Source organism: Agromyces archimandritae (genome assembly GCF_018024495.1).
GTDB classification, from domain to species: domain Bacteria; phylum Actinomycetota; class Actinomycetes; order Actinomycetales; family Microbacteriaceae; genus Agromyces; species Agromyces archimandritae.
Genome location: NZ_CP071696.1, coordinates 1884347 through 1903799, shown reverse-complemented (window position 1 = coordinate 1903799; position 19453 = coordinate 1884347). Strand labels below are relative to the sequence as shown.

Here is a 19453-nt window from a genome sequence, read left to right as displayed (position 1 = left end):
CGCTTACGCGCCGAGGAGGCGCTGGGCCAGGTAGCCCTCGATCTCGGCGAGCGGGACGCGCTCCTGCTGCATGGTGTCGCGGTCGCGCACCGTCACGGCCTGGTCGTCGAGCGAATCGAAGTCGACCGTGATGCAGTACGGCGTACCGATCTCGTCCTGGCGGCGGTAGCGGCGGCCGATCGCGCCGGCGTCGTCGAAGTCCACGTTCCAGTTGCCGCGGAGTTTGGCGGCGAGCTCGCGCGCCATCGGGGAGAGCTTCTCGTTGCGGCTGAGGGGCAGCACGGCCGCCTTCACCGGCGACAGGCGCGGATCGAGCTTCAGCACGGTGCGCTCGTCGACGCCGCCCTTCGCGTTCGGCACCTGCTCGACGTGGTAGGCATCCACCAGGAACGCCATGAGCGAGCGGGTCAGACCGGCCGCCGGCTCGATGACATAGGGGATCCAGCGTTCGTTCTTGGCCTGGTCGAAGTACGACAGCTCCTTGCCGGAGTGCTCCGAGTGGGTCTTCAGGTCGAAGTCGGTGCGGTTGGCGACGCCCTCAAGCTCGCCCCATTCGCCGCCGGTGAAGCCGAAGCGGTACTCGATGTCGATGGTGCGCTTCGAGTAGTGCGAGAGCTTCTCCTCCGGGTGCTCGTAGAGCCGGAGGTTCTCGGGGTCGACGCCAAGGCCGGTGTACCAGTTCCAGCGGTAGTCGACCCAGTACTGGAACCATTCGTCGTCCGTGCCGGGCTCCACGAAGAACTCGAGCTCCATCTGCTCGAACTCGCGCGTGCGGAAGATGAAGTTGCCCGGCGTGATCTCGTTGCGGAACGACTTGCCGATCTGACCGATGCCGAACGGCGGCTTCATCCGCGCCGCCTGCAGCACGTTCGCGAAGTTCGTGAAGATGCCCTGCGCGGTCTCGGGGCGCAGGTAGTGCAGGCCGGACTCGTCCTGGACCGGGCCGAGGTAGGTCTGCAACATCATGTTGAAGTCGCGCGGCGGGGTCCACTGACCGCGGGTGCCGCAGTTCGGGCAGACGATGTCGGCCATGCCGTTCTCGGGCGCGCGGCCCTTCTTCTCCTCGAAGGCCTCGATCATGTGGTCTTCGCGGAAGCGCTTGTGGCAGTGCAGGCACTCGACGAGCGGGTCGGTGAAGACGCCGACGTGGCCCGAGGCGACCCACACCTGCTTCGGCAGGATGACGCTCGAGTCGAGACCGACGACGTCGTCGCGGCGGGTGACCATGTACTTCCACCACTGCCGCTTGATGTTCTCCTTGAGCTCGACGCCCAGGGGGCCGTAGTCCCACGCGGAGCGGGATCCGCCGTAGATCTCGCCGGCCTGGAAGACGAAGCCCCGGTGCTGGGCGAGGGCGATGACGGCGTCGAGACGGCTGGGTGCGGCCACGGTGGCTCCAATGGTGCAGCTGGCGGGTGGATGCCGGGGCGCGCCCCGGATGGATGCCGCCCGGCGCGGGCCGGCACGGCATCCACCCATCCTACGTCGGCCCCGCGCCGCGCGCGGGCCCGCGCATCAGCTGGCGGACGCCCGCCGGCGGGCAGCCAGCAGCACGAACGCGCCGGAGACGAGCAGCGCGAACGCGACACCGCCGATGCCGGTGTCGATGCCCGTCTCGGGGAGGCCGGATGCGGTCTTCGCAACGGCAGCAGCCGGCGCCTTCGGCGTTTCAGCCGGTGCGGTCGGTGCCGCGGGTGCGGCCGGTGTCGGCGACGACGTCGATCCGGTATCGGGGTTGGTCAGCCCGGCAGGCAGAATCGTCAGCTCGACGGCGTCCGAATAGACGGTGCTCCAGTCGGGATAGGGCTGCCAAGCCCTGAGTTCGATCCGCGGCATGCCCGGGAACGCGTACAGCGGGTCGACAGGATGCACGACGACATCGATCGTGCCGTCCGGCTCCACCGGGAACCAGTACAGGCCGACCGTTCCCTGGCCGGCCGAGATCTGCACGGCCACATCCGGGATCGCCGGGTTGAACCCGCTGCCGCGGACGGGAATGCCGTCTCCCCATCCGCCCTCGACGAACTCGGTGACGCCCACCTCGATGACCGGCGGCGGGAACACGGGGATCTGTTCGACCGGCTCCTCCTCGCCCGGTTCGACCGGGTCGCCGTTCTCCTCGACGTCGTAATCGGTGTCGCCCGGCTCTCCGCCGGGAGCCGGCGGGAAATCGGGCGTGTCGTTCGGGTCGCCCATATCGTACTCATCCTCGTCGACGGGCGGGTCGACCGTATCGTTCGGGTCGCCCGGCTCGGAGAACGTCTCGACGATAGACGGCTCCTCGGCGGAAGCGGGTGCGGCGGAGAACGCGAACAGGGCGATGGTCGCGGCCGCCGCGAGGGCCCCGAAACGGCGCCCTGGCAGGGTCAGTGGCACGGGGAAAGGGCCTTTCGGGTCGGGGATGCGCGGATGGCGCGATTGAAAGCTATGCGATCCGTATGACCCGGGGTATCCCCCGTTCGCGGGCCAGGCGAAAGCCGAGGCTCTTCAGCCGGGCCGCCGGCGGCGGAGCGTCAGGGTCGGGATGCCGGGCGTAGGCTCGGACGGTGACGCTCCCCGACATCCACACCGCCGCCATCGCGCTCGTGCGCGACCGGCGCGTGCTCATGGTCACCGCGCGCGGCCGCGACGTCTACTTCATGCCGGGCGGCAAGATCGACCCCGGCGAGACGCCTGCCGAAGCCGCCGCACGCGAAGCCCGCGAGGAGGTCTCGCTCGAGCTCGACCCCGATGCCCTCGAGTTCCTCTTCGACGTCGCCGTGCAGGCTCACGGCGAGCCCGAGGGGCGGATCGTGCGGATGGCGGTGTTCCGGGCATCCACCGACGACGAACCCGCGCCGGCCGCCGAGGTCGAGGCGCTGCACTGGGCGAGCTCCGTCGACGCCGGCCGCTGCCCGCCCGCCGGCGTCGACGTGCTGCGCCGGCTCGTCGCCGCCGACCTCATCGACTGAAGCCCGATCGGAGGGCGCGGCGGGATGCGCCCCGGGGGGATGCCGCCCGGCCCGGCCGGCACGGCATCCACCCGTCCGGTTACCCGGCGATGATCGCGCGGAGGGAGTCGACGTAGTCCTGCAGGGCGGTGCGGCCGGTTTCGGTGAGGCGGGCGCGCATGCGCCGGCGGCTGTCGACGCTGCGGCGTTCGGTGACGACGTAGCCGGCGGTCTCGAGGGCGGTCAGCTGCTTCGAGAGGGCCGAGTCCGAGAGCCCGAGGCGATCGCGGATGAACGCGAACTCGGCCCAGTCGGCGGCGGCGAGCAGGGCGAGGACCGAGAGGCGCGTGCCCGGCTGGAGCACCTCGTCCGGGGTGGATGCCCCGCCGGCGATGTCGGCGGGGCTCATGCGGCGGCCCTCCGGGCGGCGCGCTGCGAGGCCCACATGGCGATGCGGGGACCGCCGGCGACGAGGAGCGTCGCGGGCGCGAGGCTCGCGAACAGCGCGGGGTGGCCGGCTCCGTCGGCGTTCAGGAGCAGGGCCAGGCCGACCGTGACGAGCACGAGGACGACGAGGAAGATCCAGACCACGAGGCCGGTGTCGCGGCCGGCGGTGGCGGCGCTCGGCTGCACGCGGCCGCTGCGGTGACGGCCTCCCATGAGCCGGCCGCCGACGATCGCATGGGCGAGGCCGATCGCGAACGTGAGGATGACGGTGAGCCAGGCGTTGCCGAGGTCGGCGATGGCGCCGAGTGCGACCCAGGCGATGCCGAGCCCCCACCAGTAGGCGGCCGGCGCGCCGACCTCGACGGCGACGGTGCGTTGTGCGGCTTCGGTGTCGGCGAGCGCGCGTCGCGCTTCGTCCGGTGTCATTTCCATGGTGCCCCCTTCGGTGTTTTCCCTTGAGGAAAGATGTAACTTTCCGTTGAGGAAAGACTACGACTTGCCCGCGAGGAAAGTCAAGCATCGAGTACCGGCATTCCCGGGTGCGGATGCCGCGGCGCGCCCCGGCATCCACCGCGCCCCTCAGGTGCGCAGCACCACGATCGTCGTGAGATAGCCGAGGTACAGGGCCATCATCAGCGCCCCCTCCCAGCGGCGCACGATGTTCCGGCCCGTCAGGAAGATCGGCACGCACACGAGCGCCGCCGCCAGCATCACCGGCAGGTCGATCCACACGATCTCGGGCGGGATCTCGAACGACCCCGGCGTCGCCAGCCCCGTGATGCCCAGGATGAAGACGATGTTGAACACCGAAGACCCGATGAGGTTGCCGACGGCGATATCGCGATGGCCGCGCAGCGTCGACACGATCGCCGTCGCCAGCTCGGGCGCCGACGTGCCGATCGCGACGATCGTGAGGCCGATGATCGCCTCCGAGACGCCGAGCGCGCTCGCGATGCCGACCGCGCCGTCGACGAGCAGGTCGGCGCCGAGGAGGATGATCGCCAGACCCGCCACGAGCACGAGCGCCGAGATCAGGATCGGGCCGACCTTGCCGTCGCGCTTGGGCTCCGGGTACTCCCCCGCGGCCTCCGCGATGACCGCGGACCGCTCCCGCCGCGCAGCACGCACGAGCACGACCAGATAGACGAGGCCGGCCGCCACCAGCACGAACGAGTCGAACACGCTGAGCTCCCCGTCGAGGCACAGCACGACGAGCAGCAGCGAGGCGATGACGATCGAGCCGAGGTCGAGCCGGATGGTGTGCGGGCCGAGTTGCAGCGGCCGCATCACCGCCACGAGCCCCAGGATCAACAGGATGTTCAGCGTGTTCGTGCCCGCGATGTTCGCCACCGCGAGATCGGCGTGGCCGGCGAGCGCCGCCTCGATGCCGATCGCCAGCTCGGGAAAGCTCGTGCCGATCGCCACGATCGTCGCCCCGATGATCAGCGGCGGGATGCCGAGGCCCGCCGCGAACCGGGCCCCGCCGCGCGCGACGAACTCGGCGCCCACGATCACGCCGACCAGACCGATGACGAACGCGAGGGCCGCGGGCATCAGAACACGATGATCTGGCGCAGCGCGGACCCGTCGGCGAGGGCATCCATCGCCTCGTTCACTTCGTCGAGGCCGATATGGGCCGAGATGAGCCGCTCCACCGGCAGACGGCCCTCGCGCCACAGCTCCGCGTACACCGGGATGTCGCGGGCCGGCACCGCCGAGCCGAGGTAACTGCCGATGACGGTGCGGGCCTCGGCGGTCACCGTCAGCGGCGAGATCGACGAGCGGGCGTCGGGCCCCGGCAGTCCGACGGTGACCGTGCGGCCGCCGGGCGCGGTGAGCGCGAAGGCCGTCTCGAAGGCGCGCGGATGCCCCGCGGCCTCGACCACGACGGGGGTGCGGATGCCGGCCGCGACGGCCTCATCGGGCGTGTACACGGCATCCGCCCCCGCCTCGCGGGCCGCCTCGAGTTTGGCCGGCACGGCATCCACACCGATCACCCGGCCGCCGTCCCGGCGCGCGACCGCCGTGATCAGGGCCGCCATCCCGACCCCGCCGAGGCCGACGATCGCGATGTCGTCGTCCGGGTCGGCCCGGCCCGCGTTCAGCACCGCCCCGCCGCCCGTGAGCACCGCGCAGCCGAGCACCGCCGCGACATCCGGCGGCACGTCGAGACCCACCTCGACCGCCGAGCGCCGGTCGACGACCGCATGCGTGGCGAAACCCGACACCCCGAGATGGTGGTGCACGGGTTCGCCGCCGCGATGCAGGCGGGTCGCACCCGACATCAGCACACCCTCGTTGTTGGCGCGCGTGCCCGGCTCGCACGGCAGACGGCCGTCGGTGCGGCACCCGGCGCACTCCCCGCAGCGCGGCAGGAACGCCATCACCACCCGCGCCCCGACCGCGATATCGTCCACGCCCTCGCCGACCGCCTCGACGATCCCGGCGGCCTCATGGCCGAGCAGCATCGGAACCGGGCGCACACGATGCCCGTCGACGACCGAGAGGTCCGAATGGCACACGCCGGCCGCCTCGATGCGCACGAGCAGCTCACCGGGCCCCGGGGGGTCGAGCTCGAGCTCGGTGACGGTGATCGGACGCGACTGCCCGAACGGGCGCTCACGGCCGATCTCTTCCAGGACGGCACCACGGATCAGCATGGCACCCGAACCTACCGTACGCACGGACGACGGCGGGCGGACCGGTGACCCGATCCGCCCGCCACCCTCGGCCGTTCGTTACATGAACAGCTTCGAGATCGCGTTCCACGCCTGGTAGATGCCGAGCACGATGAACAGCACCGCCGTGATCACGAGCGCCGTGTTCGTGTGCCAGCGGTTGCGGAACTCCTTCGGCACCCGGTCCGTGTTCAGGATCGGCAGCAGCGTGATCGCCAGGAACGGCATGAACAGCGCCCCGAGGAACCCGTACAGCAGAACCAGGAAGATCGGCTGGTCGAGGAAGAGCATGAGCATCGGCGGGAAGGTCAGCCAGAGCACGTAGACCTTGAACCACTTGCCGTGGCCCTTCGAGTCGGGGTGGTCGCTGCCCTTGCCGGTGATGTTGCCCATGAAGTCGGCGAACATGAGCGAGACGCCGTTCCACACGCCGAGCACCGACGAGAAGCCGGCAGCCCAGAAGCCGACGAGGAACCAGACGCCGACGAAGTCGCCGTAGCGCTCGCGCAGCACGCGGTCGAGGTCGAGGAGACCCTGGTCGCCCGAGGAGAGCGCGACGCCGGCCGCCTGCACGACCTCGACGCCGACGATGAGCATCGAGATGACGAAAACGCCGGTGACGATGTAGGCGACGGTGTTGTCGATGCGCATGACGCGCATGAACTGCGGCTTGTCCCAGCCCTTCTCGCGCAGCCAGTAGCCGTACGCGGCGAGGGTGATGGTGCCGCCGACGCCGCCCGCGAGGGCGAGCGTGTAGAACATGCCGTTCGCCCCCTCGGGGATGAGCGGCACGAGGCCGGTGAAGACGTTCCACACGTTCGGTGCGGCGATGACGGCCAGCACGACGATCGTGACGAACATGAGGCCCACGAGCAGGGCGGTGATCTTCTCGAAGATCTTGTAGCGGCCGAACCAGATGAGCACGAAGGCGACGAGGCCCGTGCCGACGGCCCACATCCAGGTTTCCCCGCCGAAGAGCGCGACGAGCGGCAGTGCCGTCGAGCTCATCGCCGAGGCGGCGTAGACGAAGCCCCAGATCACGATGTAGGGGGCGAAGTACCAGACCGGCCAGCGGCCGAGCGAGCGCCAGCCCTCGAAGATCGTCTTGCCGGTGGCGACGGTGTACCGTCCGGCGCCTTCGACGAGCACGATCTTCAGGATGACGCCGAGCACGACGGCCCACAACAGGGCGTATCCGTAGTTCGAGCCGGCGACGAGGGTGGCCACCATGTCGGCCGAGCCGACGCCGGTGGCCGCTACTACGAGGCCCGGCCCGATGATCTTCCATTTCGGGGTTTCGACCGCTGTCGACGTCGTCGTCACGCGTACTCCTGTCGGGTTGTTTCGGGGTGGATCTCCCAGCGCACGCAGGCATGAGGAAACCTCGAATGCGTGCGGGGAACTCAGATACCCTACCCCGAACGCGAGGCTTCACCGCATCCCGGGACTTCGCCGAGCGCCCCCTGAAAGCGGGATGGATGCCGTCGGCGGCGTTCGGCAGCCGGCTCGCCCGTGCTGCGGCGGATGCCGGTCAGTGCACGTATTCGAGCAGGTCGATGCCGACCTGACGCATCCCGTCGAGCACGGCCAGACGCGCCGGCATCGAGGTGTCGGCGAAATACATCGACACCGCATACGAGACGCTCGCCCTCGGGCCGCGGAGCACCCCGACCTCGCTGCGCACCCCGCCGTCGGTGCCCGTCTTGTTCATCAGCAGCACGCTGTGATCGGGTTGCCGGTGGGCCAGCGGATCCAGCCCGAACGCGCTCGCCACCATCGAGAGATCCATGTTCAGCGACAGCCAGCCCACGACCCGCTGCGACACCTCCGGGCTGACGATCTCGCCGCGTGCGAGGGACGCGAACAGCCAGGTCAGCTCCTTCGCCGAACCGATCGAGAGCTGCGGGGCATCGTCGGGCCCGCGATGGTCTCGCACCAGGTCGAGCAAGGCGGTGCGGGTCAGGCCGAGCGCCTCGGTGCGGGCGCGGACCGCCTCGAGGCCGATCGTGCGGATCAGCACGTTCGTCGCCAGATTGTCGCTCGTCGCCCCGACGAGCGCGGCGAGGTCGGCCATCGGCAACGACGCCGTCTGCAGATGCTGCCAGACCCCCGAATCGCCCACGGCATCCCGCGGCGCACGCTCGAACGTCGCGAACGCATCGCTCGACGGCTCCACGAGACGCGCGGCGACCTCGACGAGCAGCAGCACCTTGCCGATGGATGCCATCGGCATCACCACATGGTCGTCGACCGAGAACAGCACGCGGCCGCTGGCCAGATCCGTCGCACGCGCCGACACCTGCACGCCCGCGAGAGCGAGCTCGCCGAGAGCGTGGAACCCGCGCTCGAAGTTCTCGTAGGGATCGTCGGCCTGACGTCGGCCGCGGCGCAGGAGGGCATGCCGCGCGCGGCGCTCAGACTCCTGCGACGTCACCAATTCGGATCCGGTCCTTCTGATTCTGCTCTCCGGCCGGCCCCCGACGGCGTTCTCACCCGTCGCCGTGGCATCCACCCCGGCGCCGAGCACTCCCGCCATCGTAGCCGCCTCGGCCGCCGGCCGGGCCAGGCCGGCGCAACGTCACCAGATCGTGACGCGCTCCTCCGCGTCGAGCCAGGCCGCATCGCCCTCGGCCACACCGAACGCCTCGTAGAACGCGTCGATGTTGCGCACGATCTGGTTGCAGCGGAACTCGTTCGGCGAGTGCGGGTCGATCGCCAGCAGCCTGATGATCTCTTCGTCGCGGCCCTTCTGCTGCCAGGCCTGCGCCCACGACAGGAAGAAGCGGCGGGCCGCCGTGAGCCCGTCGACGACCGGCGGCTCGGCGCCGTTCAGCGAGATCAGGTACGCCTTCCAGGCGATCGCGAGTCCGCCGAGGTCGCCGATGTTCTCGCCGATCGTGAGGGCGCCGTTGACATGGTGCTCGCCGCCGGCCACGGCCGCGAGCTGCTCGGGCACGAGGGCGTCGTACTGGGCGATGAGCGAACCCGTTCGCTCCTCGAACGCGGCCCGGTCGGCCTCCGTCCACCAGTCGGTGAGGCGGCCGTCGCCGTCGTACTTCGAACCCTGGTCATCGAAACCGTGCCCGATCTCATGCCCGATGACGGCACCGATCGCGCCGTAGTTCGCCGCCGGATCGCGATCGGGCGTGAAGAAGGGGAACTGCAGGATCGCCGCGGGGAACACGATCTCGTTGAACCCCGGGTTGTAGTACGCGTTGATCGTCTGCGGCGTCATGAACCACTCGTCGCGGTCGAGCGGCTTGCCGATCTTGCCGAGCTCGCGATCCATCTCGAACGCCGCCGTGCGGCGCACGTTGCCGACGAGGTCCGCGGCGTCGATCTCGAGCGCCGAATAGTCGCGCCATTTCACCGGGTAGCCGATCTTCGGCGTGAACTTCGCAAGCTTGTCGAGGGCCTTCGCCCGCGTCTCGGCACCCATCCAGTCGAGCTCGGAGATCGACTGACGGTACGCCTCGACGAGGTTGCCGACGAGCTCGTCCATCGCATCCTTCGACTGCGGCGGGAAGTGCCGTTCGACGTACACGCGGCCGACGGCCTCGCCCATCGCGCCCTCGACGAGGGAGACCCCGCGCTTCCACCGTTCGCGGATCTCGGGCGTGCCCGTGAGCGTGCGCCCGTAGAAGTCGAAGTTCGCCTGCACGAACTCCTCGGTGAGATACGGCGCGTTCGCGCGGACGACCTGCCAGGCCAGCCAGTCCTTCCACGCCTGCAGGCGCTCTTCGGTGAGCAGCCGCCCGAGGCCCGCGAGGAAGGAGGGCTGGCGCACCACGAGCTCGTCGAGCGCGCCCTCGGGGGCACCGAGGGCATCACGCCACACGGCGAGCTCGGGGCCGGCCGCGTCGTCGCCGGCGAAGGCCGCGGCGGCATCCGCCCACGAACGCAGGTTGTACGTCTTCGTGCTGTCACGGCTGGCCACATTGTCCCAATGGACGTTCGCGATCGCCGTCTCGAGCTCGAAGACGCGCTCGGAGCGAACCGCGGCGTCGTCGAGGTCGGCGAGGCCGAGCATCCGCTCCAGGTGCACCTGGTACGCGGCACGGATCTCCGCGAAGCGCTCCTCGCGGTAGTAGCTCTCATCCGGCAGCCCGATGCCGGCCTGCTCGACGAGGACGATGTAGCGCTCCGGGTCGCCCGGGTCGTTGTCGACGAAGAGGCCGAAGAAGCCCGGCACGCCCTGCCGCTCGAGCCCGCCCACGGCGGCGAGCAGCTCGGGGATCGAATCGGCCAGCGAGGCCTCGATGAGCTGACCGGCCAGCGGTGCCTTGCCGAGCAGCTCGATCCGCTCGACGTTCATGAAGCTCGCATACAGGTCGCCGACCTTGCGCGTCTCCGTGCCCGGCTCGGCGCCCTGCGCCTCCACGATGATGTCCTGCACGGCCTGCTCGGCCTCCTCGTGCAGGATGATGAAGGAGCCGTAGCGGGCCTTGTCGGACGGGATCTCGGTGCGCGCGATCCAGCGGCCGTTGACATGCCGGAACAGGTCGTCCTGCGGGCGGACCGCCGGGTCGAGTTCGTCGAGGTCGATGCCGGAGGCGAGGGGGGCGTTGGTCATGGGCACCAGCCTATGGCGCGCCGCCGACATCGCGTGAGGGATCCGGCGACGGACTCCTCCGTGTCCGCCGTGAACGCGCAGACGTCCGCCTCGACGTCCACGGCGATCCCGGCCCCATGTCGGCGGCATGACCTACCGTTGATCCCGCCCATGAGTACCCCTGCCGACCAGACCCTGCGCCGCGGCGTGGATCGCGAGATCCTGCGCCTGGCGCTGCCGGCGTTCGGCGCGCTCGTCGCCGAACCCCTGTTCCTCCTCGCCGACACCGCGATGGTCGGCCACCTCGGCACCGCGCAACTGGCCGGCCTCGGCCTCGCGAGCGCCGTGCTGCAGACCATCATCGGGCTCATGGTGTTCCTCGCCTACTCGACCACCCCCGCGGTCGCACGGCTGCTCGGCGCCGGCGACCGTCGCGGCGCGATCTCCTCCGGCATCGACGGGCTCTGGCTCGCCCTCGGCATCGGCGTCGTGCTCGGGCTGGCCGGGTGGGCGGCCGCACCGTGGCTCGTGGATGCCTTCGGCCCCGCCGCGGACGTCGCCGCCGAAGCGGGCACCTACCTGACGATCTCGATGGCGGGGCTTCCGGCGATGCTCATCGTCTTCGCCGCCACCGGCCTCCTGCGCGGGCTGCAGGACACGCGCACGCCGCTCTTCGTCGCCGGCGGCGGCTTCGGCGCGAACATCCTGCTCAACTACCTCTTCATCTACGTGCTCGGGCTCGGCATCGGCGGCTCGGCCATCGGCACCGTCGTCGCCCAGTGGGGCATGGTCGCCGTCTACCTCGTCGTGATCGGGCGGCATGCGGCGGCGGCGGGCGCATCGTGGATGCCGCATCACGCGGGGGTGCTCCGCGGCATCCACTCGGGCGGCTGGCTGTTCCTGCGCACGGCGAGCCTGCGCGCCGCGTTCCTGCTCGCGACCTGGTCGGCGACCGTGCTCGGCTCGGCCGAACTCGCCGCCTTCCAGATCGCGATGTCGCTGTACATGACCCTCGGTTTCGCCCTCGACGCGCTCGCGATCGCCGCGCAGGCGCTGATCGGCCGATGGCTCGGCGCGGGCGACGTCGAACGGGTGCAGCTCGTGCTGCGGCGCTGCCTGCTGTGGGGCGTGGGCGCCGGGGTCGTGCTCGGCGCGATCGTCGCCGGCCTCGCCTGGGTGCTGCCGTCGCTGTTCACCTCCTCCGCCGACGTCGCCGGGCTGCTGCCGCCCGCACTCGTCGTCCTCGGCATCTCCGCCCCGCTCGGCGGGCTCGTGTTCGTGCTCGACGGCGTGCTCATCGGCGCCGGCGACGCCCGCTACCTCGCCTGGACTGGGGTCGTGAACCTCGCCGTCTTCGTGCCGCTCGCCCTCGCCGTCGCGTTGGCGGCGAGAGACGCCGACGGGGCCGCCGCCCTCGGATGGCTCATGGCCGCGTTCGCACTCGGGTACCTGGGGGCGCGCGCGGTCACACTCGGCCTCCGCGCCCGCGGCTCGCGATGGATCGTGACGGGGGCGGTGCGGTAGAGGGGCGGGAGCCGGGGCGGTCGGCTCCGTGCCGGTCGTGACCGGCCCGGGTGGTCGGGCCCAGCCGAGCCGGTCGTGACCGGCCCGGGTGGTCGGGCCCCGTGCCGAGCCGGTCGTGACGCGCGCCTACCGGGCGGGGGCCGTCGTGTCGCCGATGTGCAGCACGCTCGTGAACCGCACCGACTCCGGCTCCTCGCCGCCGAGCATCCGCACCACGCACTCGCCGGCCGCCCGCCCCTTGGCGACGCTCGGCTGCACGAGCGTCGTGAGATCGTGCTGCAGACCGTCGACGCGGATGCCGTCGAATCCGAGGACGCTGAGCTCGCCCGGAACGGACAGGCCGAGCTCCTCGGCCGCCATGATGACGCCGGCGGCGAGCAGATCGCTCTGCGCGATGATCGCCGTCGGGCGCTCGGCGGGGTCGGCGAGGAGTTCCCGGCCGGCCAGGATGCCCTCTTCGATCGAGCTGGCGGCGGCGATGCGGCCGCCGATCTCCGGATACACGTCGCGGGCGCCGAGGAGACGTTCGCGTGCCGTGTCGCCCGTGGCGGCGGCCACGGTCTCGGGCGTCACCGGGCCGCGGGTGCGTGCGGCATCCATCGGCAGGGTCACCGTCGCGACCCGTTCGTGCCCGAGCCCCCGCAGATGCTCGGCGCCGCGGCGAGTGGCGTCGCGGTTGTCGAGCGAGATCTCGGGGATGCCGGCGCCCGCCGCCCCCTCGACGGCGACCGTCGGGATGCCGCGTCTGGCCAGAGCGGCGACCGTGTCGCCGAGCCGGGGGCTGCAGCCGATGAGGACGACCGCGTCGACCGGGGCGTCCTCGACCGAGACTGCGGCGTCGAGGCCCGCGATGCCGGCCTTGGCCGTTCCGGTGTCGCCGGCGGCGGTGTTGCCGGCGGCCGTGTTGCCGGTGGCCGTGTTGCCGGTGGCGGTGTTGCCGGTGGCCGTGTCGCCGGCGGCCGTGTTGCCGGCGGCCGTGTTGCCGGCGGCGGTGTTGCCGGTGTCCGTGTTGCCGGCGGCGGTGTTGCCGGTGTCCGGCAGGAGCAGCAGACCGGCGCCGAGCGGGGCGATGCCCTCGGCGATCCCGTCGAGCATCCGGATCTTCACCGGGTCGAGGAAGGCGTCGCGCACGCGTTCTTCGAGCACGACGCCGACGATGCCGCTGCGGCCGCGGCGGAGCGACCGGGCGCGCGGATCCGGCCCGGCGTAGCCGAGCTCCTCGGCGGCGGCGAGCACCCGTTCCTTCGTCGCATCGCTGACCGGACCCGAGCCGCTGAACGCGAGCGACGCGGTGGAGGCGGATACCCCGGCGCGGGCGGCGACGTCGGCGAGCGTCGGGTGGCGGGGCGCGGACGCTGGGCACATGCTCGGGCGCTCCTCGGACGACGGCCGCCGGCGGACGCCGACACGCCGATTGTAGGTCCGCACGGGGTCCGCGCGGCGCCCCCGCGACACGCGTCCCCCGAAAAGCGGCACCCCCAGCCGGGCGACGCATCGCGTCACCCGCCCCCGGCAGACCACCCACGCGGCTCCACCCCCAGGGCCGCCGGCCAGCGCCCACCGGCATCCACTCGCCGCGCACCCGACCCCGCGGCCGGCACCGGCACCCGAGAAGTGCCGACCTCCCGCCGGAGTGCCGGGAAGTCGGCACTCCCACAGGAAACCGGCGCTCCTACCCCGGCCGCGCCCACCGGCATCCACTCGCCAGGCGCCCGCCCGACCCCGCGCCCGGCACCGGCACCCGAGAAGTGCCGACCTCCCGCCGGAGTACCGGGAAGTCGGCACTCCCACAGGAAACCGGCACTCCCACCCCGGCCGCGCCCACCGGCATCCACTCGCCAGGCGCCCGCCCCCTATGCTGTGCGCATGCCAACCGCCCTCATCACCGGTGCCAGTTCCGGACTCGGCGTCGAGTTCGCCCGCAACCTCGCCGCCACCGGCGCCGACCTCGTGCTCGTCGGCCGCGACCGCGACGCCCTCGACGCCGTCGCCGAGGAGGTGCGGTCGCGCCACGGCATCCGCACCGAAGTGCTGCCGGCCGACCTCGTGAAACCCGATGAGCTCGCCCGCGTCGAAGCCCGCGTCGCCGACCGCGAGCATCCGATCGACCTGCTCGTGAACAACGCCGGCTTCGGGCTGCCGCTCGACTTCGCCGCCAACGACATCGACGACGAGGTGCGCCACCTGCGCGTGCACATCGAAGCCCCCATGCGGCTCATGCACGCCGCGCTCGGGGCGATGCTCGCGCGCGGACGCGGCCGCATCGTGAACGTCGCCTCCGTCGCCGGCTTCATCCCGCGCTCGACGTACGGCGCCTGCAAGGGGTGGCTCATCGGCTTCAGCCGCTGGGCGAACGGGTACTACGGCCCGCGCGGCGTCACCGTCACGGCGGTGTGCCCGGGATACACGCACACGAACTTCCACGAACGGCTCGGTCTGCCGCCGGGGCAGGAGGGGATCCCCGCGTGGATGTGGCTGGATGCACGAACGGTCGTCGCCGAGGGGCTGCGGGATGCGGCGCGCGGCAAGCCCGTGTCGGTTCCGTCGCTGCGATACAAGCTGCTCGTCGGGCTCACGCGGGTGCTGCCGCCGACGCTCGCGGCGCGCGTCGGCGAGAAGGGGCGCTGAGCGCAGTCGGGGCCGCGCCCGGCGGGCTGCAGCCCCGCGCCCGCCGCTGGGGCCGCACTGCCCGCCCGTGGCCGTGCCGCCCGCCAGTGGGCCGTGCGGCCCGCCGCAGATTCGGAGAAAACCACCGAATCGGATGGATGCGCGTGCGCACGTCCGGAACCGTGGCGATCCCCGGATCCGTGGCGGGCGGGCGGAGCCGCGCTGCCGCTCCGGAATCGTAGTGGGCGCAGTTTGCGCTGCCGCTCGCGGGCGCGCGGGCGCGCCGAGCGCCGGCGCCACCGTTCCGGAGATCGCCACCGAATCGGATGGATAGGCGTGCCCACGTCCGGAACCGTGGCGATCTCCGGATCCGTGGTTGACGGGCGCAGTTGCACTGCCGTGCTCCGGCTCGCGGGCGCGCCGAGCGCCGGCGCCACCGTTCCGGAGATCGCCACCGAATCGGATGGATACGCGTGCCACGTCCGGAACCGTGGCGATCTCCGAATCCGTGGCGGCGGGCGGATGCGAATGCGAAGTTCAGCGTGCGGGATGCGGACCCCGCCCGCGCGCCCGTTGCGCCGGGCGGCGCGCATCGCATAGCGTTGTCGAATCGATTCGATCGCACCGGCGTGCCGGCCCGTCGAGCGATCGCGCCGACGATGCGCGCCCAGCACGACCGACCGAGGGCATCCACTCATGACCGACACCCCCACCCGCGCACGACGCGAGCTGACCTCGTGGCGCAACGCCGTGTTCGCGATCTTCTTCCTCAGCGGGCTCAGCATGGCCACCTGGGTGTCGCGGATCCCCGCCGTCCGCGACGACGCCGGCCTCGCCCTCGACGTCGTCGGCATCGTCATCCTCGGCATGTCGGCCGGCTCGGTGCTCGGCCTCATCGCCGCCCCCTGGCTCCTCGCGCGCGTCGGCGCGCACCGCGGCATGGTCCTCTGCCTCATCCTCGTCGCCTGCGGGCTCGTCGTCGTCGGCGTGGGCTCGACCGTGTTCGGTTCGGTGGCCGTGCTCATCGTCGGCATGGCCGCGTTCGGCTTCGGCAACGGCGCCGTCGACGTCATGATGAACGTCGAAGGCGCGGCCGCCGAGCGCGAGATCGGCAAAACGCTGATGCCGCTCATGCACGCCTTCTTCAGCCTCGGCACGGTCACGGGCGCCGCCGTCGGCGCCGGCGCGTCGGCTGCCGGCATCCCGGTGCTCTGGCATGCCTCGGCGATCGCCGTGCTCATCGTGGCCGGCATCGTCGTCGCGGTGCGGTTCGTGCCGCTTCGCGCGGCCGTCGGCGACGAAGTGGATGCCGGTTCGCCCCGCAAGCCGTGGCGCCGACGCTTCGTCGACGGCCTGCGCGTCTGGGGCGACGTGCGACTGCTGCTCATCGGCGTCGTCATGCTCGGGATGGCGTTCGCCGAAGGCTCCGCGAACGACTGGATCGCCCTCGCCGCCGTCGACGGGCACGGCCTGTCGAACACCGAAGGCGCCGTCATGTTCGGGGTGTTCGTCACCGCGATGACCGTCGGACGCGTCGCCGGCGGCCCGGTGATCGACCGCTTCGGGAGGGTGCGGATCCTGCAGATCTCGGCGGTGCTCGGCATCATCGGCCTCTCCCTGTTCATCTGGGGGCCGAGCCTCGTGCCGGGGGCCGTGTGGCTCGCCGTCGTCGGGATCGTGCTGTGGGGCCTCGGCGCCTCGCTCGGCTTCCCCGTCGGCATGTCGGCCGCGGCCGACGACCCGAAGGACTCGGCGGCGCGCGTGAGCGCGGTCGCGATCATCGGCTATTTCGCGTTCCTCGCGGGCCCGCCGCTGCTCGGCTTCCTCGGCGAGCACTTCGGCATCCTGAACGCCCTGCTCGTCATCCTCGGCCTCATGGTGCTGGCCGGGCTGGCCGCACCGGCGACCCGGGAACGCGCCGCGCGCTGATCCGCCGCCCCACGGCATCCACTCGTCGCGGCAACTACACTCGAACGGTGCGTCTCGTCATCGCCCGTTGCTCCGTCGACTACGCCGGCCGGCTGTCGGCGCACCTGCCGCTCGCGACCCGCCTGCTCATGGTCAAGGGCGACGGCAGCCTCCTCATCCACTCCGACGGCGGCAGTTACAAGCCGCTGAACTGGATGAGCCCGCCCTGCACCCTCGAGGTCGGCGTCCCCGATGACGACGCCCGGGAGGCGGGTGTGGATGCCGTGTGGACCGTGACCCACAAGAAGACCGCCGACCGGCTCACCGTCTCGATCCACGAGGTGCTGCACGATTCCGAGCACGAACTCGGCGTCGACCCCGGGCTGCAGAAGGACGGCGTCGAGTCGCATCTGCAGAAGCTGCTCGCCGAGCAGATCGAACGCCTCGGCGACGGCTACCGTCTCGTGCGCCGCGAATACATGACCGCCATCGGTCCCGTCGACATCCTCGCGACCGATGCCGACGGCGCCAGCGTCGCCGTCGAACTGAAACGCCGCGGCGACATCGACGGCGTCGAACAGCTCACCCGCTACCTCGAACTCATGAACCGCGACCCCCTGCTCGCCCCGGTGCAGGGCGTCTTCGCCGCGCAGGAGATCAAACCGCAGGCCCGCACCCTCGCCGAAGACCGCGGCATCCGCTGCGTCGTCCTCGACTACGACGACATGCGCGGCGTCGACAGCGGGGTGCCGACGCTGTTCTGAGTTGACTGTTGCGCCGGTCCCGGCCCAGCGCATCGCGGTCGGCCGGGTGGATGGCCGGGTTCGGCGGCGAGCGAGTCGCCGCCTCGTGGAGCGTCGTGCGCGAGGTCCGCGTGGCGCCCCGCGACACGCGTCCTCGCGAAAGGCGGCAGCCCCAGCCGGGCGGCGCGTCGCGTTTCGCGGCGTCCCCGGCGAACCGCGCACGCGACTCCACCCCCGGCCACGCGGCCGCCCCGAAGCATCCACGCACCTGCTCCACGGCCCTCCCCGTCCAGCAACGCCTACGATTGGGGGCGTGAAGCCCCTCGGACCCGGCCGCGCGTGGAGCGTCGTCCTCTTCGACCTCGACGGCACGATCGTCGATTCGGCTGCGGGCATCGTCGAGTCGCTCGCGCACACCTTCGAGGCGATGGGGGCGGCGGTTCCGTCGGAGGAGATCCTGCGCTCGTACGTCGGGCCGCCGCTGCTGGAGGCGCTGCGCATGCAGGGCGGCTTCACCGATGTGGATGCCTGGAACGCGCTCAGCATCTACCGCGACCACTACGGCGAGGTCGCGATGCATGCTCCGGCGTTCGCGGGCCTGCCGGAGCTGCTCGGGGCGCTCGCCGACGCCGGCATTCCGCTCGCGGTCGCCACGAGCAAGCCCGAGCCGATGGCGCGGCGCATCCTCGAACACCTCGGCCTGGCGTCGCGGTTCGCCGTGATCGCGGGTGCGAGCGAGGACGAGACGCGCTCCACGAAAGCCGACATCGTCTCCGACGCCCTCGCCCGGCTGCGCGCCGCGAAGGTCGACACGAGCCGGCCGGTCATGGTCGGCGACCGCGGGTACGACGTCGTCGGCGCATCCGCGAACGAGGTTCCGACGATCCTCGTCGCGTGGGGGTACGGGTCGCCGATCGAGGCGCATGACGCGATCGCCGTGGCCGATACGGTCGACGAGCTCGCTGCAATGCTGACCTCGGGTGTGGATGCCGCCTCGCACCCGGGCGCCCGGCGCACCGTGCCGGGGGCCGCCGCCGGCGCGTAGGGCGCCCCGCGGCATCCACTCGCCGTCAGTGCTCGGTGACCTCGACCGTGAACGTCACCGTCTCGCCCGAGTCGGCGTTGTCGAGGGTGACGTCGGTCGTGCCGACGGACTCGGCCGTGAGGCCCGGGTTGTACTGCGCGCTGCCGTCGTCGCGGCCGGGCAGGAACGTCACGATCGCGGGGTCGGCGATGTCGGCCTCCCAGGCGGTGTACGTTTCGTCGTCGCCGATGAGGTCGACGGCGCCGCCCCGCTGCACCTCGACGGTCGTGCCGTCGACCTCGTTGAGATCGACGATGACCGGCGGATCGACGTTGTGCTGCTGCGACTCCGCCGCGCAACCGGCGAGGCCGGCGAGCGCGAACGCCCCGGCCAGCACGGCGGCGGTGCGGATGCCGGCGCGGCGCCCCGGCTGCCCTGATCCGAACATGATCCCCCCAGATCGTTCCGTCACGGTCAGCCTAGCGAAGCGCGTGCGGCGGGTCGATGGATGCCCGGGGGCGGTGCCGCCCGGGGTCCGCACCCGCGGCGAGGCTGCACGCGCGGTGCCGCCCGCGCTACAGGCGCCGCATCGCGAAGGTGTCGGCGAGGCGGCTGCGCGCACCGGGGGCGGCGAGCGCGCGCACGAGCGCGTTCCGGGCGTGCAGCGCCGCCCCGTGCACGGGAGCGCCCATCGCGGTGTTGAACGCCGCCTGCCGGATCGCCCGGGCGGCGGCGGCGCGGCGGGCGCGCGCAGAGACGCCGAAGGGTTCGGGGTCGGCCGTAGCGAGGCCGTCGAGCACGGCGCGGCAGAGCGCCAGGGCATCCATCCACCCGAGGTTCATGCCCTGCCCGCCGATGGGGCTGAGCTCGTGCGCGGCGTCGCCGAGGAGGGCGATGCGGCCGCGCGCGAAGCCGGCGGCGAGGTGCTGGTGGACGGTGAAGGCGCTCGGTTCGTCGAGGTGCGGGTGGATGCCGGTTCGCTCCCGGACGAGGCGTGCCAGGGCATCCGCACCCGCCCTCCCTCGCCGCCCGCCCACGGC

Annotated in this window: 18 protein-coding genes; 6 read left to right on the top strand and 12 right to left on the bottom strand. The window is 71.9% G+C overall.

The features are described from left to right. Positions 1 to 3 precede the first annotated feature (3 nt). A complete protein-coding gene (locus tag G127AT_RS08620) occupies positions 4 to 1389 on the bottom strand; it encodes a glycine--tRNA ligase (RefSeq protein ID WP_244857501.1) in 1386 nt (461 codons plus the stop codon). A gap of 126 nt (positions 1390 to 1515) precedes the next feature. Then, positions 1516 to 2376: a hypothetical protein gene (locus G127AT_RS08615; RefSeq protein ID WP_210896009.1), complete on the bottom strand. Its 861-nt coding sequence runs from the start codon at positions 2374 to 2376 to the stop codon at positions 1516 to 1518. A gap of 170 nt (positions 2377 to 2546) precedes the next feature. Between G127AT_RS08615 and G127AT_RS08610 the strand changes: the two genes are divergently transcribed. Further along, on the top strand, positions 2547 to 2951 hold the full coding sequence (locus G127AT_RS08610; RefSeq protein ID WP_210896007.1) for an NUDIX hydrolase: 405 nt from the start codon (positions 2547 to 2549) through the stop codon (positions 2949 to 2951). A 79-nt stretch (positions 2952 to 3030) separates the two neighbouring features. Here G127AT_RS08610 and G127AT_RS08605 read toward each other — a convergent pair whose 3' ends face one another. The 7 genes from G127AT_RS08605 to G127AT_RS08575 form a co-directional block, all read right to left on the bottom strand. Next, complete coding sequence (locus tag G127AT_RS08605) at positions 3031 to 3339, bottom strand: transcriptional regulator (RefSeq protein WP_210896005.1); 309 nt, start codon at positions 3337 to 3339, stop codon at positions 3031 to 3033. After that, positions 3336 to 3809, bottom strand: a complete 474-nt coding sequence (locus tag G127AT_RS08600; protein ID WP_210896003.1) for a hypothetical protein — start codon at positions 3807 to 3809, stop codon at positions 3336 to 3338. The genes G127AT_RS08605 and G127AT_RS08600 overlap by 4 nt, the downstream gene beginning before the upstream one ends. 147 nt (positions 3810 to 3956) lie before the next feature. Further along, on the bottom strand, positions 3957 to 4931 hold the full coding sequence (locus G127AT_RS08595) for a calcium/sodium antiporter (RefSeq protein WP_210896001.1): 975 nt from the start codon (positions 4929 to 4931) through the stop codon (positions 3957 to 3959). Next, on the bottom strand, positions 4931 to 6037 hold the full coding sequence (locus G127AT_RS08590) for an alcohol dehydrogenase catalytic domain-containing protein (RefSeq protein WP_210895998.1): 1107 nt from the start codon (positions 6035 to 6037) through the stop codon (positions 4931 to 4933). Before G127AT_RS08590 ends, G127AT_RS08595 begins: the two co-directional genes overlap by 1 nt. Positions 6038 to 6115: 78 nt before the next feature. Then, the gene (locus tag G127AT_RS08585; RefSeq protein ID WP_244857500.1) at positions 6116 to 7378 is read right to left on the bottom strand and encodes an Nramp family divalent metal transporter; all 1263 of its coding nucleotides are present in this window, start codon (positions 7376 to 7378) and stop codon (positions 6116 to 6118) included. Positions 7379 to 7586: 208 nt separating this feature from the next. After that, positions 7587 to 8489: a serine hydrolase gene (locus G127AT_RS08580; protein WP_244857499.1), complete on the bottom strand. Its 903-nt coding sequence runs from the start codon at positions 8487 to 8489 to the stop codon at positions 7587 to 7589. A gap of 144 nt (positions 8490 to 8633) precedes the next feature. Then, positions 8634 to 10628: a M13 family metallopeptidase gene (locus tag G127AT_RS08575; RefSeq protein ID WP_210895994.1), complete on the bottom strand. Its 1995-nt coding sequence runs from the start codon at positions 10626 to 10628 to the stop codon at positions 8634 to 8636. Positions 10629 to 10778: 150 nt separating this feature from the next. Between G127AT_RS08575 and G127AT_RS08570 the strand changes: the two genes are divergently transcribed. Continuing rightward, positions 10779 to 12131, top strand: a complete 1353-nt coding sequence (locus G127AT_RS08570) for an MATE family efflux transporter (RefSeq protein WP_210895992.1) — start codon at positions 10779 to 10781, stop codon at positions 12129 to 12131. Between the two features lie 126 nt (positions 12132 to 12257). On the opposite strand, the gene G127AT_RS08565 is transcribed toward G127AT_RS08570, so the two are convergent. Beyond that, positions 12258 to 13496 (bottom strand): substrate-binding domain-containing protein, encoded by a 1239-nt coding sequence (locus G127AT_RS08565; RefSeq protein WP_244857498.1) that lies wholly within the window; start codon positions 13494 to 13496, stop codon positions 12258 to 12260. Positions 13497 to 13997: 501 nt separating this feature from the next. Here G127AT_RS08565 and G127AT_RS08560 point away from each other — a divergent pair. From G127AT_RS08560 to G127AT_RS08545, 4 genes are all read left to right on the top strand, one after another. Then, positions 13998 to 14759: an SDR family NAD(P)-dependent oxidoreductase gene (locus G127AT_RS08560; protein ID WP_210895990.1), complete on the top strand. Its 762-nt coding sequence runs from the start codon at positions 13998 to 14000 to the stop codon at positions 14757 to 14759. 675 nt (positions 14760 to 15434) lie between these two features. Continuing rightward, positions 15435 to 16667: an MFS transporter gene (locus G127AT_RS08555; RefSeq protein ID WP_210895988.1), complete on the top strand. Its 1233-nt coding sequence runs from the start codon at positions 15435 to 15437 to the stop codon at positions 16665 to 16667. Between the two features lie 47 nt (positions 16668 to 16714). Continuing rightward, positions 16715 to 17410, top strand: a complete 696-nt coding sequence (nucS, locus tag G127AT_RS08550; protein ID WP_210895986.1) for an endonuclease NucS — start codon at positions 16715 to 16717, stop codon at positions 17408 to 17410. Between the two features lie 292 nt (positions 17411 to 17702). Further along, positions 17703 to 18434 carry an HAD hydrolase-like protein gene (locus G127AT_RS08545; protein WP_210895984.1) on the top strand — a complete coding sequence of 244 codons (732 nt, stop codon included), beginning with the start codon at positions 17703 to 17705 and terminating at the stop codon, positions 18432 to 18434. A 25-nt stretch (positions 18435 to 18459) separates the two neighbouring features. Here the strand turns inward: G127AT_RS08545 and G127AT_RS08540 are convergent, their stop codons facing one another. Continuing rightward, positions 18460 to 18861 (bottom strand): hypothetical protein, encoded by a 402-nt coding sequence (locus tag G127AT_RS08540; protein WP_210895982.1) that lies wholly within the window; start codon positions 18859 to 18861, stop codon positions 18460 to 18462. A gap of 127 nt (positions 18862 to 18988) precedes the next feature. Further along, on the bottom strand, positions 18989 to 19450 hold the full coding sequence (locus G127AT_RS16250; protein ID WP_280527550.1) for an FAD-dependent oxidoreductase: 462 nt from the start codon (positions 19448 to 19450) through the stop codon (positions 18989 to 18991). Positions 19451 to 19453: the final 3 nt, after the last annotated feature.

What these genes read in the sequence shown, in the direction of transcription:
- G127AT_RS08605 (WP_210896005.1), bottom strand. Translation starts at nt 3,339, where the DNA reads ATGAGCCCCGCCGACATCGCCGGCGGGGCATCCACCCCGGACGAGGTG.
- G127AT_RS08600 (WP_210896003.1), bottom strand. Translation starts at nt 3,809, where the DNA reads ATGGAAATGACACCGGACGAAGCGCGACGCGCGCTCGCCGACACCGAA.
- G127AT_RS08595 (WP_210896001.1), bottom strand. Translation starts at nt 4,931, where the DNA reads ATGCCCGCGGCCCTCGCGTTCGTCATCGGTCTGGTCGGCGTGATCGTG.
- G127AT_RS08590 (WP_210895998.1), bottom strand. Translation starts at nt 6,037, where the DNA reads ATGCTGATCCGTGGTGCCGTCCTGGAAGAGATCGGCCGTGAGCGCCCG.
- G127AT_RS08575 (WP_210895994.1), bottom strand. Translation starts at nt 10,628, where the DNA reads ATGACCAACGCCCCCCTCGCCTCCGGCATCGACCTCGACGAACTCGAC.
- G127AT_RS08570 (WP_210895992.1), top strand. Translation starts at nt 10,779, where the DNA reads ATGAGTACCCCTGCCGACCAGACCCTGCGCCGCGGCGTGGATCGCGAG.
- G127AT_RS08565 (WP_244857498.1), bottom strand. Translation starts at nt 13,496, where the DNA reads ATGTGCCCAGCGTCCGCGCCCCGCCACCCGACGCTCGCCGACGTCGCC.
- G127AT_RS08560 (WP_210895990.1), top strand. Translation starts at nt 13,998, where the DNA reads ATGCCAACCGCCCTCATCACCGGTGCCAGTTCCGGACTCGGCGTCGAG.
- G127AT_RS08555 (WP_210895988.1), top strand. Translation starts at nt 15,435, where the DNA reads ATGACCGACACCCCCACCCGCGCACGACGCGAGCTGACCTCGTGGCGC.
- G127AT_RS08540 (WP_210895982.1), bottom strand. Translation starts at nt 18,861, where the DNA reads ATGTTCGGATCAGGGCAGCCGGGGCGCCGCGCCGGCATCCGCACCGCC.